We start from the raw sequence: 13465 nt of genomic DNA on the forward strand, positions 1-13465 counted from the left end.
GCGGACGCCCGCGGTGCCGTCAGCGGCTGCGCGGGTCCAGCGCGTCCCGCAGACCGTCACCGAGCAGGTTGAACGCGAGCACGGTGACGAAGATCGCGAGGCCGGGGACGATCATGTACTGGGGGTCGACCTCGTAGTACTTGACCGCCTGGTTGAGCATGCCGCCCCAGGAGGCCTGGGGCGGCTGGATGCCGACGCCCAGGAAGCTCAGTGCGGCCTCGAAGAGGATGTTGGAGGGGATCAGCAGCGTCGAGTAGACGATGATCGGGCCCACCAGGTTGGGCAGCAGCTCCCGGAAGAGGATGAACGGGCCGCGCGCGCCCATGCCCCGGGCCGCGTCCACGAATTCCCGCTCGCGCAGCGACAGCGTCTGCGCGCGCACGATCCGTCCCATGTACGGCCAGTTGAAGAAGCCGATCACGAAGATCAGCACCGAGATGTGCAGCGGCAGGCCCTCCAGGCCGAAGGCGCCGCCCTGCAGCGATGCGGAGATCGCGATGGCGAACAGCAGCAGCGGGAACGCCAGGAAGACGTCCATCATGCGGCTGATGAAGGCGTCCACCCGCCCGCGGTAGAAACCGGCGATCACGCCGAGCACGGTGCCGATGGCGACCGACAGCAGCGTGGCGCCGAACGCCACGATCAGCGACACCCAGGAGCCCTCCAGGACCCGGGCGAGCAGATCGCGGCCGAACTTCGGGTCCACGCCGAGCAGGTGGTCCCCGCTCATCCCGCCGAAGTCCCCCTTGGGCAGCGTGGTGTTGGGGTCGATCAGCGACTCGTTGGGCGCGTTGGGGTCCAGCCCCAGCAGGGCCTGCAGCGGACGGGAGAGCGCCGCGACGGCGATCAGCAGGATGACAACGATGGCACCGGCCACCGCGACCTTGTCCCGCCGGAAGCGCAGCCATGCGATCTGGCCGAGCGAGCGCCCTTCGATGCGCTTGCTCGCCACGCCCTCCAGCACCGCTTCCGGCTGCGCCTCGGCAGCCGCCCCGGTGGTCTCGATCGGTGCGGTCACGGTGCCTTTGACCCCTCTCGGCCGGCGGTGGCCGGCCCCTGCCCGCCGCGGTAGCGGCCTGGTTCACGTCAATTGGTGCGGTGCACTGCGGAGCAAGTCCGGTGATCCTCACGGGAGTTCACCTTGCGGAAGGAAGCGGTTCACCCGATGCCGACCGGAATGACGCTCGCACAGAGGACCGAGGCCCTTGTTGGTTCCGGAGTCTTCATCCCCTTCGCGATCAGTCACCAGCCCTGACGGGGAAAGGATGCGCAACTGTGATGTGCTCCACGGCTTTCCGTTATACGGACAGAAGTGCGGGCTGAGCGGAGCCGAGAGCCGCGGGAGAGCGCCTCAACCGCGGGGCGTACGGGGCGAATTCGCCACAAGAAACCCGCCGGAGCGACACGCTCCGGCGGGCGAGACGGACGGTGGGTAAGGCCGCTCAGTACGGCCGCGGGTAGCCGTAGCCGTACGAGGGCGCCGGTGGCTGGGCCGGCTGCTGGGTGTAGCCGTCACGGTCGAAGAACGGCCGCGCGACGGCCCGCATCCACATGGCGACCGGGTCGTACTCGTCGCTCATCGCGACCGTGGAGACCGGCAATCCGTCCGGGACGGCACCGATCGACTGCTGGATCATCAACCGGGCGGAATCCACCGCCTGCGGGCCGGTGTCGTACAGATCCAGACCGATCGCCAGATACGGGGCGCCGAGCGCGGGCTGCACCCAGGCGCGGCGCAACGACCGTACGGCGGGCGTGCGATGGGCGTTCTGCGCCAGCAGCGCGTAGAACTGCGGGATGTCGATGACCGGGTCGGAGAGCCGCAGCGGACCGGCGGGCAGCCGGTCGAGACCGCCGGCGATCCGGCGCAGATCCAGCCAGGGAATGCCGACCCCGCCGCCGGGAGCATGCGGATTCAGCCACAGTCCCCAGCGGTCGGGGAAGAGCGCGGTGGCGATCTCCAGGCCGCTGACGACCTCGTGGTCGCGGTTCCAGCCGGAGGCGGCGAGTTCGGGCGCGGAGGTCACGCACGGCGCGTAGCCGAGGCCGTCGACCTCCATGTTCCCGTACTGCGCATCGGCCGAACCGGCCCGGCCGTGCCAGAGCAGCATCCAGACCTGGCCCGCGGCGAGTGCGTGCAGCAGGGCTTCGTAGGCGTCGTAACGGCCGGGCGAGACCTGCTGCAGCAGCTGCTCCAGCTGTCCGGCCGCCGCCGGCCCCTGATGCGCACCCGCACTCACGTGGTCCGTCCCCTCTCTCGGCAGGGCACGTGTGGGTGCGCCCGCGCGTCATCCAACCAGCTTAGGGCTTGCCGGTGGTCCAGGGCCGGAAGGCCGCGGCGTCCGCAACGGCGGGGAACCCTAGGAGTGCTCGCGCGAGTAGAAAGGCCGTACCCGCTCCAGCATCCAGTCGGCGACCGGGTCGCCCTGGGCGAGGTCCAGCATGACGAGCTGTACGGGCCAGGGCACCGGCACCGCGCCGAGGGCCCGCCCCAGGCCCGCGAGCACCGTGTCGCGGGCCGATCCGTCGTGCAGCGCCTCGGGGACCGTGGCGACCTGGACACCGACGAACAGTGCGGGCGTGTCGCCTTCCACGCTGGCCAGGACACGCCGGGCAGTCAGGACAATTCCGACGCCGGAGAACTCCAGTCCGGCGGCGGCCAGGAAGTCCACCGGCTCGTCCTGCCAGTCCGGTTCGAAGAGCCGCACCCGGCCGCCGCTCGGCAGTCCGCCGGTATCCGGTTCCTGACGTCCCGAGCGGCACAATTCGGCCACCGCGGGCGGCGGCACCGGGACGCCGACCGTCCCGTCCGGATTCACCACGATCCCGATCTTCGGCGGCAGCCCGCGGGCGAACTCCACGGCCGGCGCGACGGTGAAGGACATGTGCGAGCCGACGACCCGCAGGAACTCCTGCTCGGAGCTGTAGACCGGGACGTAGGCAAGCCCGCCGATGTCGACGGTGGGCAGGTCCAGTCCGGCGGTACCCGGGCCCGCGCCCTGCGGACCGCCGCCGTTGGGCAGCGGCACCCACACCCGGCTGCGGCCCAGGACCTCGACGATCCGGCCGCCGGCGCCGGGATGCCCGACCGAGGCGGCCAGCACCTCTTCGAGTTCGTTCGCCGGCCAGGCCAGCTGCGGTATCCCCTGCTCCGGAAAGTTCATCTGCATCCACCCGTGTTCCACACCGCACTCCGCGCTTTCTGGCCCATGACCCTAGACGAGAGAAAGCGGTGGCCGCGCCCGCGGGGCGGGTGACGCTGCGGCGGGCGGCGGCGCGGGCGGAAGCGGGCGCCGGTCAGCGGAAGGTGAGGGTTTCCAGGGCGCTCGCCGCGCGGCGGTCCAGCAGCACGACCGAGGCGAATCCGCGCGGCAGCCGGGCCGCCTCCGCGCCGCCGACCAGCCCGGACACCGCCCGGCGGTGCCGGGCGAAGGCGTACCCCGACACCCCGCGGCCGCGCGCCTGCTGGCCGGCCCGGGCCACCTCCGGTGCCACGTCGAGCAGGACGAGATGCAGCCCCCGGCCGCCGCGGCCGGCCGCCCGGGCCATCCAGCGGCGCACCCACGCCAGCGTCCCGCAGTCGTGCACCACCACGCTGCGGCCGGAGCGCAGTGCCCTGCCGAGCGCCAGATAGTGCGCGGCCCGGACCAGCGGGCGGTAGAGGCCGTAGGGCAGCCGGCGCAGTCTGCCGCGTTCGAAGCGCTCGCGGACGTCCTGGGAGTCGATCCGGTGCACCTCGGCCCCGCCGCCGTCCAGCGGCGGCACGACCCGGTGCATCAGGGTGCTCTTGCCGCTGCCGGGCAGGCCGGAGACGACCACCAGGTCACCGGGCGGGAACCGCAGCTCGGCGGCGGCCCGGGCCCGGTCGTCGCCGCGCAGGTCCACCACCCGCGCCCCGCGCCCCGGCCGGACGACCGGGCGGGCCGGGCGCCGGGCCCGGGGTGCGGCGGCGCGGACCGCCACCGGCTCTTCGGGTCCGGCCCCCGATGTGGCCGCGAGTGCCGCGTCCCTGTGCACCGTGATCACCCTCCCCGTCCGGGTTGTGTCCGGGTTACGGTCCGGCCCGAGGCCGGTTCCCTACCCGCAGAGTGTCAAGAAAAGGTAATGACCATCAAGGTGATTGTCCGATCCGCCCACGTCGGGGACGGTGCGCCGACCGGGCCTCCTGTATTCGGCGATCCCGTGCAATGATGTGCGCGCCACGTGCACATCTCGGTTCACCCGTGCACCGCCAACTCCATACCGGCCGCTTGAATCCGCGCGGGAGAGTCCCCGGCCGCCACGGCGGGGCGCCGAAGGAGCAAGTCCTCCCTTGAATCTCTCAGGCCCCTATACCGCGCGGGCGAGGCAGATCTGAAAAGCGAGTCCGGCCCGGCCCACGGGGCGGCTCCACCCAAGGTGCAAACCGGGCCCGTTCGCGGGCTCCCGGTGAACCTCTCAGGTTCCGATGACAGATGGGGAGAACGTCTTGTCACCCCTGCCTGGGAGCCCAGAACCATGACTGATGCCCCCCGCCGCACGGCGCTCGATGCCACGCATCGGGCACTCGGCGCGACCATGACCGACTTCGCCGGCTGGGACATGCCACTGCGCTACGGCAGCGAGCGCGACGAACACGTCGCGGTCCGCACCCGCGCCGGCCTCTTCGACCTCTCCCACATGGGCGAGATCACCGTCACCGGCCCGCAGGCCGCCGACCTCCTCGACTTCGCCCTGGTCGGCAACATCGGCGGGGTGAAGACCGGCCGCGCCCGGTACACCATGATCTGCAACGCCGAGGGCGGCATCCTGGACGACCTGATCGTCTACCGGCTGGCCGACCAGGAGTACATGGTGGTCGCCAACGCCTCCAACGCCCAGGTCGTGCTGGACGCGCTGACCGCCCGGGGCGGCGGCTTCGACGCCGTGGTCCGCGACGACCGGGACGCCTACGCGCTGCTCGCGGTGCAGGGCCCGGAGTCCCCCGGCATCCTCAAGAAGCTGACGGACGCCGATCTGGACGGGCTGAAGTACTACGCCGGCCTGCCCGGCACGGTCGCCGGCGTCGAGGCGCTGATCGCCCGTACCGGCTACACCGGCGAGGACGGCTTCGAGCTGTTCGTCCGGCCGGCCGACGCGGTCGCCCTCTGGGAGGCGCTGACCGAGGCCGGCAAGGACGTGGGCCTGGTGCCGTGCGGGCTGTCCTGCCGGGACACCCTGCGCCTGGAGGCGGGCATGCCGCTGTACGGGCACGAGCTCACCACCGCCACCACCCCCTTCGACGCGGGCCTGGGCCGGGTCGTGAAGTTCGAGAAGACGACCAACAACGGCGACTTCGTCGGCCGCGCCGCGCTGGAGGTGGCCGCCGAACGCGCCGAGGCCGCCCCGCCGCGCAAGCTGGTCGGGCTGATCGCCCAGGGCCGCCGGGTCCCGCGCGCGGGCTACCCGGTCGTCTCCGCCGACGGGACGGTGATCGGCGAGGTCACCTCGGGCGCCCCCTCCCCCACGCTCGGCAAGCCGATCGCGATCGCCTACGTCGACGCGGACTGGGCCACACCGGGCACCGAGGGTGTCCACGTGGACATCCGTGGAAGCCATGAGCCGTACGAGGTCCTCGCGCTGCCCTTCTACAAGCGGCAGAAGTAACGGTTCGCCCCGGCGGACCGGGCGGCGGCGCGCCACCGCGCGTCTCACTGTGCAAGACGCTCCCCCGGACTTCGTCCGGTGAGGTGCCCCCATTCACGATCACACCCTCGCGTACAGGAGAATCGAGCCATGAGCAACCCCCAGCAGCTGCGCTACAGCAAGGAGCACGAGTGGCTGTCGGCCGCCGAGGAAGGCGTCTCGACGGTCGGCATCACGGAGCACGCGGCGAACGCCCTCGGCGACGTCGTCTACGTGCAGCTCCCTGAGGTCGGCTCCACGGTCACGGCGGGCGAGAGCTGCGGTGAGCTGGAGTCGACCAAGTCGGTCAGCGATCTCTACGCGCCCGTGCACGGCGAGATCGTGGAGATCAACGAGGACGTCGTCAACGACCCCTCGCTGGTGAACTCCGCCCCGTTCGAGGGCGGTTGGCTGTTCAAGGTGAAGATCAGCGACGAGCCCGCCGAGCTGCTCTCGGCCGACGAGTACGCCGCGTTCATCACCGAGTGAGCCACCCCGCCCGTTGGAAGTGCTCTGCGCCCTCTGACCCCTCCAGGAAAGACCCATGTCGCTTCTGAACAGCTCCCTGCACGAGCTCGACCCCGACGTCGCCGCGGCCGTCGACGCCGAGCTGCACCGCCAGCAGTCCACCCTCGAAATGATCGCGTCGGAGAACTTCGCCCCCGTCGCCGTCATGGAGGCCCAGGGCTCCGTCCTCACCAACAAGTACGCCGAGGGTTACCCCGGCCGCCGCTACTACGGCGGCTGCGAGCACGTCGATGTCGTCGAGCAGATCGCCATCGACCGCATCAAGGCCCTCTTCGGCGCGCCCTACGCCAACGTCCAGCCCCACTCCGGCGCCCAGGCCAACGCCGCCGCCATGTTCGCCCTCCTCAAGCCGGGCGACACCATCCTGGGTCTCAACCTCGCCCACGGCGGGCACCTGACCCATGGCATGAAGATCAACTTCAGCGGCAAGCTCTACAACGTCGTCCCGTACCACGTCGACGAGAAGACCAACCTGGTCGACATGGACGAGGTCGAGCGCCTGGCCAAGGAGCACCGCCCCAAGCTGATCGTCGCCGGCTGGTCGGCCTACCCCCGCCAGCTCGACTTCGCCGCCTTCCGCCGCATCGCCGACGCCGTCGACGCCTACCTCATGGTCGACATGGCCCACTTCGCGGGTCTCGTGGCGGCCGGGCTGCACCCCTCGCCGGTGCCGCACGCCCACGTGGTGACCACCACCACCCACAAGACCCTCGGCGGCCCCCGCGGCGGCGTCATCCTCTCCGCCACCCCGGAGATCTCCAAGAAGGTCAACTCCGCGGTCTTCCCCGGCCAGCAGGGCGGCCCCCTGGAACACGTCATCGCGGCCAAGGCGGTCTCCTTCAAGGTCGCCGCGTCCGACGAGTTCAAGGAGCGCCAGCAGCGGACCCTGGAAGGCGCCAAGATCCTCGCCGAGCGCCTGGTCCAGGACGACGTCACCGAGCACGGTGTGTCGGTCCTGTCCGGCGGCACCGACGTCCACCTCGTCCTGGTCGACCTGCGCAACAGCCAGCTCGACGGCCAGCAGGCCGAGGACCGCCTCCACGAGGTCGGCATCACCGTCAACCGCAACGCCATCCCCAACGACCCCCGGCCCCCGATGGTGACCTCGGGTCTGCGGATCGGCACCCCGGCCCTGGCCACCCGCGGTTTCCAGGCCGACGACTTCCGCGAGGTCGCCGACATCATCGCCGAGGCCCTCAAGCCGGACTACGACGCCGAGGCCCTCAAGGCCCGGGTCACCGCACTCGCGGAGAAGTACCCGCTGTACCCGTCGCTGTGACGCGTCTCATGCGGTGATCCTCCGGTCCGCCGGCCCTCGGCGGACGGGGGCTCAACGGGCCGTGGGCCCGGGGCCGTTGGTCCCGGGCCCCCGGTCTGCATGCCCGGCTTCCCCTCCCCCTTCGTCGATGTCGCGCGCCCGCACGGCGGAATCCGGGATTCCGGGTGAGGGGCGCGAAATAGGGTGTCAGCGGCATACACAGCGGCCCTTCAACGGCGAGGGGGCATTTCGACAGCAGGACGGACGACACCACCCCATGGACATGAGCGCGGGCGACCGGAAGGGCCTCAGCCTCTTCGCCCTCATCATGATCGGCATCGGCTCGATCTTCGGCTCCGGCTGGCTCTTCGGCGCCGGTGCCGCCGCGCAAGTGGCGGGCCCCGCGGCACTGGTCGCGTGGGTGATCGGTGCCGTCTTCATCGGCATGATCGCGATGTCCTACGCGGAGGTCGGCGCGGCCTACCCGATCCCCGGCGGAATGGCCCGCTACGGCCACCTCTCGCACGGACCGGTGCTCGGCTTCCTCACCGGCTGGGCGGTGTGGATCGCGACCGCCTCGCTCATCCCGATCGAGTCGATCGCCGCCACCCAGTACATGACGTCCTGGGGCTTCGGCTGGGCGAAGGGGCTGGTCGAACCGGCCGGCCACCAGCTCTCGGCGTCCGGCATGGCCGTGGCGCTGGCCCTGACCGTCGCGCTCTGGCTGACCTGCTACTGGTCGGTGCAGCTGCTGGCCCGCGCCAACACCGTGCTCACCGTGGTGAAGTTCGCCATCCCGGTGCTCGCCGTGGCGGCGCTGGCCGCCTCCGGCTTCCACACCTCGAACCTCACCGCGCAGGGCGGCTTCGCCCCGTACGGCTGGTCGGCCGTGCTCACCGCCGTCACCACCTGCGGCGTGGTCTTCGCCTTCAACGGGTTCCAGGCCGTGGTCAACCTCGGCGGCGCCGCCCGGAACCCGGGCCGGGCCATCCCGGTCGCCCTGGTCGGTGCGCTCACCCTGGGCCTGGTGATCTACCTGGCGCTGCAGACCGCGTACCTGGGGGCGGTGCCGCCCGAGCAGCTGGCCCGGGCCGGCGGCTGGCAGGGGGTGAACCTGGGCTCGCCGTTCGCCGACCTCGCCAAGCTGCTGATGCTGCACTGGGTGGTCACGATGCTGCAGTTCGGCGCGTTCATCTCGCCGGCCGGCTCCAACATCGCCAACGTGGCCTCGGCCGCGTACATGGTCACCAACCTGGCGGAGACCGGCTTCTTCCCGCGGAAGCTGGCGGCCGTGCACCCGCGGTACGGCACCGCCCGCCCGGCGATGTGGCTCAACCTCGGCTTCTCCGTCCTGTTGCTGCTGACCGTCGGGCGCAGCTGGCAGGCGCTGGCCGGGGTGGTCTCGGCGGCCATGGTCATCTCGTACCTGATCGGCCCGATCGCGGTGGGGGTGCTGCGCCGGACCGCGCCGGAGCTGCCCCGTCCGTTCCGGCTCCCGGCCGCCGGGGTCCTCAGCCCGGTCACCTTCGCCTTCGCGGCCTGCGCCCTGTACTGGTCGAAGTGGCCGGACACCGGCAAGGTGACCGCGCTGACGCTGGTGTCCGTGCCGATCGCGGTGCTGGTGCTGCGCCACCGGGCCGGGTCCCTCGGCGCGGCCCGGCTGCGGCGGCAGTTCGCCCCGGCCTGGTGGATGATCGTCTTCCTGCTCTGGCTGGCCGCGCTGTCCGCGCTGGGCAGCCCGGACTTCGGCGGGCACGGCATCATCCCCGGCGGCCTGGACATCGCCCTGGTCGCGCTCTCCGCGCCGGCCTTCTACTTCTGGGCCGTACGGGCCGGCGTCCGGGCCCGGGCGACCGGCCTGACCGGCCCGCCGGCCGCCGCGGTGGCCGGCCGGGCACCCGCTGTGACACCGACACCTCCCGTTACACCCGCCGACGGCCGCCCGACGGTTTCCGTCTGACGGCACCGCGCCGGGTCCGCGTTACGCTCGACATTCGGCGCAGAAACGTACCTCTTCGTCCGATAGCTCCACCGTCCACCACGAGCAGACAAGGGAGTCCGCCCCCGTGGCCATCTCCGTCTTCGACCTTTTCTCCATCGGCATAGGTCCCTCCAGCTCCCACACCGTCGGCCCGATGCGCGCCGCCCGGATGTTCGCCGGCCGGCTCAAGAAGGACGGCCTGCTCGCCCGGACGGCCCGCATCCACGCCGAACTCTTCGGCTCCCTGGGCGCCACCGGCCACGGCCACGGCACCCCCAAGGCCGTCCTGCTCGGCCTGGAGGGCGACTCCCCGCGCACCGTCGACGTCGAAACCGCCGACGACCGGGTCGCGGCGATCAAGGAGTCGGGGCGGATCAGCCTGCTCGGCGCCCACGAGATCGCCTTCGACTTCGACGAGGACCTGGTCCTGCACCGCCGCAAGACCCTGCCGTACCACGCCAACGGCATGACGGTCCGGGCCTACGACGCGGACGGCGCCGAGCTGCTGAGCAAGACCTACTACTCGGTGGGCGGCGGCTTCGTCGTCGACGAGACCGTGCTGGCGGCGGAGGGGGCGGACGGCGAGAACCCGATCGTGCCGGACGACACGGTCCTGAAGTACCCCTTCCGCACCGGCGACGAGCTGCTGCGGCTGTCCCAGCAGACCGGCCTGTCCATCTCCGCCCTGATGCTGGAGAACGAAAAGGCCTGGCGCACCGAGGACGAGATCCGCGAGGGCCTGCTGGAGATCTGGCGGGTGATGCAGGCCTGCGTGGCCCGCGGCATGTCCCGCGAGGGGATCCTGCCGGGCGGCCTGAAGGTCCGCCGGCGGGCGGCCGGCTCGGCCCGCAAGCTGCGCGCCGAGGGCGACGCCACCGCCCGCGCCATGGAGTGGATCACCCTCTACGCGATGGCCGTCAACGAGGAGAACGCCGCCGGCGGCCGGGTCGTGACCGCGCCGACCAACGGCGCCGCCGGCATCATCCCGGCCGTGCTGCACTACTACATCAACTTCGTGCCCGGCGCCGACGAGGACGGTGTGGTGCGCTTCCTGCTCGCCGCCGGCGCCATCGGCATGCTCTTCAAGGAGAACGCCTCCATCTCCGGCGCCGAGGTCGGCTGCCAGGGCGAGGTCGGCTCGGCCTGCTCCATGGCCGCCGGCGGTCTGGCCGAGGTCCTGGGCGGCTCCCCCGAGCAGGTCGAGAACGCCGCCGAGATCGGCATGGAACACAACCTCGGCCTGACCTGCGATCCGGTCGGCGGCCTGGTCCAGATCCCGTGCATCGAGCGCAACGGCATGGCCGCCGTCAAGGCCGTCACCGCCGCCCGCATGGCCCTGCGCGGCGACGGCCGGCACCACGTCTCCCTCGACAAGGTCATCAAGACCATGAAGGACACCGGCGCCGACATGAGCGTCAAGTACAAGGAGACGGCGCGGGGCGGACTCGCCGTGAACATCATCGAGTGCTGAGGAAGTAGGCCCTGACCAGCGCGTTCGTTTCTTTCAGCGCTGTCAGGGCCGTCCTTGCCAATAACAAGCGTGTTGTGAAAATGGGCCCATGGCCACCTCCTCCGCTCCCGGCGAAGGCCCCGCCCGTCCGGTCTCCGTCTCCCTCCACGAGGGCACCATCGCCGCTCTCCGGGCACGTACCGGAAAGCGAGGCATGTCCGCCTATGTCGAAGCCCTCATCCAGCGCCAGCTGGAGCGGGATCGCCTGCGGGATCTCATCGAAGACGCCGAAGCCGAACACGGCCCGGTGGACCAGGCAGCGGTCGAGACCAAGCGAGCCGTCCTGCGCGGTGACACGGCCGGCTCGGCGGACGCCGCGTGAGCGGAACACTCATCCTGGACTGCGAGGGGCTCTCCCAACTCGTACGGCGTTCCCCTGAGCTCATCGAGTGGCTGGCTGCCGCCGAGGCCGAGGACGTCCGCGTGGTCACCAGCTCCGTCACGCTGGTCGAAGCCCGCGACCCCGAGGTCGACCAGGCCCGGTTCGACTACGCCGTCTCCCGCGTGAACATCGTCCCGCCCACCGAAGCGATCGCGCGCCACGCCGGCAAGCTCCTCGCCACAGCCGCCCCCACAACCGTCCTGACATCCGACCCTGAGGACCTCAGCATTCTGTGCGGCTCCGGCGCCCGCGTCGCCAAGGTCTGACTCTGCGAGGCCGCGTCTCACCTCTCGCGCGGGTCAGAGCCTCGGACAGCAGCCCTCCTCGGTCGGCCAGGCGCAAGCCCCGCCACCGATGGCGACCTGCCGAGTCGGTCCCGGCGGGCGACTACCTGCCGATCTCCCAGGCGAAGGGCGGGAGTTCACGGGCCCGGGAGTAGATCTCCAGGGCGTGCCGGGCCGGGACGAAGGGGTGTACGCGGGCGCCTTCGAGGCCGGCCAGCAGGCGGGCGCAGTGGTGGACGCAGCCGGCCACCTCGCGGCCGTGGCGGTCGACGATGGTGGCGGCGTCGTGGGGGCCCTCGCACGGGGTGGGGTCCTTGACGGCGGCGGCCGGGCAGCGGCCGTGCGGGGTTCCGGCGACGGCCTCCCGGCCGGCTGCCGGGTGCGGTGACCGGGCGTCGAACGGCTGGTTCATGGCGATCTCCCCCTGGCGGTGCGGTGCGGTGGTGCGTGCCGTGGACGGTGGCGGGCTCCTGGCGGTCCGGCGCGCCCAGGACAGTGGTGCTCGGCGCGGGCGGCGTCCATGCCGCCTTGGGGAAGACCTGGTCGGATCGTCAGCTATTCGTGACTCCACCCACGACTGGCGTCGTGGGCTTCCTGCGTCGCTGGCTGAGCAGCGTCACAGAGGGCCGGCCCGGCCCTGTGCAGGACGTTCAAGGCGCCCACGTGGTCCGCGTTCGCGACGAACCCGCAGGAGACGCATGCGAACATCGCTTGGGTGGTGCGGTTCTCCTTCGCGACGTGCCCGCATTCGGGGCAGGTCCGGGAGGTATTGCGGGCGTTCACCGGGATCATGCGGCGAGCGGCACTCTCAGCCTTCTGCGCCAGGATTCCCAGGAAAATGCCCCAACCCGCATCCACGATGCTGCGGTGCAAGCCTGCTTTCGCTGCGGCCCCGTTCGGCAGGAAGCTGCCGGGCCGGGCGGGGTCGGGCTTGGGCGCGGGCGCTTTGGTCATGCCCGCTATGTTCAGCTTCTCGTGCACGATCACGTCGTGCTCGGCAACGAGCAGGTTGGCGGCTTTGTGGTGATGGTCCAGGCGCTGACGTCGGATTTTGGCGTGCAACTTGGCCACCTTCCGCGCCGCAGCCCGGTGCTTCTTCGTGCGCCGCTTCGTGCGCCTGGGGAACGACGAAAGATGACGCTGGGCGGCGGCCAGATCCTCGGCGGACGATGCGAGGAAGCGCGGGTTGCGCACGTGCTCACCGTTCGATGTGGTGAGGAAGTGCGCCACGCCCATGTCGATGCCGACAATCGACCTGGTGGCCGGAAGGGGCTCGGGGGGCACGTTGTCGCAGGCAAGCACCACATACCAGTGCTTGCCCTCACGCTTGATGCTGATCGTTTTCACCTGCCCACGCACGGGCCGGTGCTGGTGCACGCGGACGTGCCCGATGCCTTGAAGGCGAACACGGGTCTGGGCATCGTTCGGGGTGGAGTCCCACCGGCAGCCGTCCCCGTCCTTGGGAAACTCCACCGTGTCGAAGTGGCCAGCGCCCTTGAAACGCGGATAGCCGGGCTTCTTACCGGTCTTCACTCGGCGGAAGAACGCGGCGAAGGCCTTGTTCAGTCGCCGCAAGGTCGCCTGCTGGGAGGAGAAGGACCAGCGCCCCTGCCGCTCCGGATCGAAGGTCCGGATCTCCTTGAGCTGGGCGGATTGCTGCCCGTACCGGATCGAGGTCTTTGAGCTGTGCCGGTAGGCATCGCGGCGTTCTTGGAGCGCGCCGTTGTAGAGGGAACAGTGGTCGGCCAGCATCGCCCGCAAGGCGACTTCCTGCCGGACGGTCGGCCGAAGGCGGAACTTGTACGCACGAATCACGCACAACCTCCGCCGCCTGTCGTCCAGTTGATCACCATTTAGCACGTGGGTACAGGTCAAGATA

Annotated in this window: 13 protein-coding genes and 2 riboswitches; of the genes, 7 read left to right on the top strand and 6 right to left on the bottom strand. The window is 71.0% G+C overall.

What is annotated here, in order from left to right:
• Positions 1 to 19 precede the first annotated feature (19 nt).
• From ACZ7MX_RS32645 to ACZ7MX_RS32660, 4 genes are all read right to left on the bottom strand, one after another.
• Positions 20 to 1018: an ABC transporter permease gene (locus ACZ7MX_RS32645; RefSeq protein ID WP_265361024.1), complete on the bottom strand. Its 999-nt coding sequence runs from the start codon at positions 1016 to 1018 to the stop codon at positions 20 to 22.
• 424 nt (positions 1019 to 1442) lie between these two features.
• A complete protein-coding gene (locus tag ACZ7MX_RS32650; RefSeq protein WP_472137375.1) occupies positions 1443 to 2240 on the bottom strand; it encodes an enhanced serine sensitivity protein SseB C-terminal domain-containing protein in 798 nt (265 codons plus the stop codon).
• 120 nt (positions 2241 to 2360) lie between these two features.
• A complete protein-coding gene (locus ACZ7MX_RS32655) occupies positions 2361 to 3164 on the bottom strand; it encodes an enhanced serine sensitivity protein SseB (protein ID WP_472137377.1) in 804 nt (267 codons plus the stop codon).
• Positions 3165 to 3297: 133 nt separating this feature from the next.
• Entirely contained in the window at positions 3298 to 4023 is a 726-nt protein-coding gene (locus ACZ7MX_RS32660) for an AAA family ATPase (protein WP_472137513.1), read from the bottom strand.
• Between the two features lie 228 nt (positions 4024 to 4251).
• Positions 4252 to 4347, top strand: a riboswitch (glycine riboswitch).
• Positions 4348 to 4464, top strand: a riboswitch (glycine riboswitch). It abuts the riboswitch before it with no gap.
• Between the two features lie 33 nt (positions 4465 to 4497).
• Between ACZ7MX_RS32660 and gcvT the strand changes: the two genes are divergently transcribed.
• The 7 genes from gcvT to ACZ7MX_RS32695 all read left to right on the top strand — a co-directional run bounded on the left by gcvT (position 4498) and on the right by ACZ7MX_RS32695 (position 11568).
• Positions 4498 to 5625 (top strand): glycine cleavage system aminomethyltransferase GcvT, encoded by a 1128-nt coding sequence (gene gcvT / locus ACZ7MX_RS32665; protein WP_472137379.1) that lies wholly within the window; start codon positions 4498 to 4500, stop codon positions 5623 to 5625.
• A 129-nt stretch (positions 5626 to 5754) separates the two neighbouring features.
• Positions 5755 to 6132, top strand: a complete 378-nt coding sequence (gene gcvH, locus ACZ7MX_RS32670) for a glycine cleavage system protein GcvH (RefSeq protein ID WP_472137380.1) — start codon at positions 5755 to 5757, stop codon at positions 6130 to 6132.
• Between the two features lie 55 nt (positions 6133 to 6187).
• The gene (glyA, locus tag ACZ7MX_RS32675) at positions 6188 to 7450 is read left to right on the top strand and encodes a serine hydroxymethyltransferase (RefSeq protein ID WP_472137382.1); all 1263 of its coding nucleotides are present in this window, start codon (positions 6188 to 6190) and stop codon (positions 7448 to 7450) included.
• 256 nt (positions 7451 to 7706) lie between these two features.
• Positions 7707 to 9389: an APC family permease gene (locus ACZ7MX_RS32680; protein ID WP_472137384.1), complete on the top strand. Its 1683-nt coding sequence runs from the start codon at positions 7707 to 7709 to the stop codon at positions 9387 to 9389.
• A 106-nt stretch (positions 9390 to 9495) separates the two neighbouring features.
• Positions 9496 to 10881: an L-serine ammonia-lyase gene (locus ACZ7MX_RS32685; RefSeq protein WP_472137386.1), complete on the top strand. Its 1386-nt coding sequence runs from the start codon at positions 9496 to 9498 to the stop codon at positions 10879 to 10881.
• Positions 10882 to 10969: 88 nt separating this feature from the next.
• On the top strand, positions 10970 to 11242 hold the full coding sequence (locus tag ACZ7MX_RS32690; protein WP_472137388.1) for a hypothetical protein: 273 nt from the start codon (positions 10970 to 10972) through the stop codon (positions 11240 to 11242).
• A complete protein-coding gene (locus tag ACZ7MX_RS32695) occupies positions 11239 to 11568 on the top strand; it encodes a type II toxin-antitoxin system VapC family toxin (protein ID WP_472137390.1) in 330 nt (109 codons plus the stop codon). The genes ACZ7MX_RS32690 and ACZ7MX_RS32695 overlap by 4 nt, the downstream gene beginning before the upstream one ends.
• A 121-nt stretch (positions 11569 to 11689) precedes the next feature.
• Here ACZ7MX_RS32695 and ACZ7MX_RS32700 read toward each other — a convergent pair whose 3' ends face one another.
• Both ACZ7MX_RS32700 and ACZ7MX_RS32705 read right to left on the bottom strand, forming a co-directional pair.
• Positions 11690 to 11998, bottom strand: a complete 309-nt coding sequence (locus ACZ7MX_RS32700; protein ID WP_472137391.1) for a hypothetical protein — start codon at positions 11996 to 11998, stop codon at positions 11690 to 11692.
• Positions 11999 to 12141: 143 nt separating this feature from the next.
• On the bottom strand, positions 12142 to 13401 hold the full coding sequence (locus ACZ7MX_RS32705; RefSeq protein WP_472137393.1) for an RNA-guided endonuclease InsQ/TnpB family protein: 1260 nt from the start codon (positions 13399 to 13401) through the stop codon (positions 12142 to 12144).
• Positions 13402 to 13465 lie beyond the last annotated feature (64 nt).

It is taken from the genome of Streptomyces sp. NPDC107765 (assembly GCF_055657085.1).

Bases quoted from the DNA above. Each gene is read 5' to 3' on its own strand.
- ACZ7MX_RS32700 (WP_472137391.1), bottom strand. From the start codon at position 11,998: ATGAACCAGCCGTTCGACGCCCGGTCACCGCACCCGGCAGCCGGCCGG.
- glyA (WP_472137382.1), top strand. From the start codon at position 6,188: ATGTCGCTTCTGAACAGCTCCCTGCACGAGCTCGACCCCGACGTCGCC.
- ACZ7MX_RS32680 (WP_472137384.1), top strand. From the start codon at position 7,707: ATGGACATGAGCGCGGGCGACCGGAAGGGCCTCAGCCTCTTCGCCCTC.
- ACZ7MX_RS32655 (WP_472137377.1), bottom strand. From the start codon at position 3,164: ATGAACTTTCCGGAGCAGGGGATACCGCAGCTGGCCTGGCCGGCGAAC.
- ACZ7MX_RS32690 (WP_472137388.1), top strand. From the start codon at position 10,970: ATGGCCACCTCCTCCGCTCCCGGCGAAGGCCCCGCCCGTCCGGTCTCC.
- gcvT (WP_472137379.1), top strand. From the start codon at position 4,498: ATGACTGATGCCCCCCGCCGCACGGCGCTCGATGCCACGCATCGGGCA.
- gcvH (WP_472137380.1), top strand. From the start codon at position 5,755: ATGAGCAACCCCCAGCAGCTGCGCTACAGCAAGGAGCACGAGTGGCTG.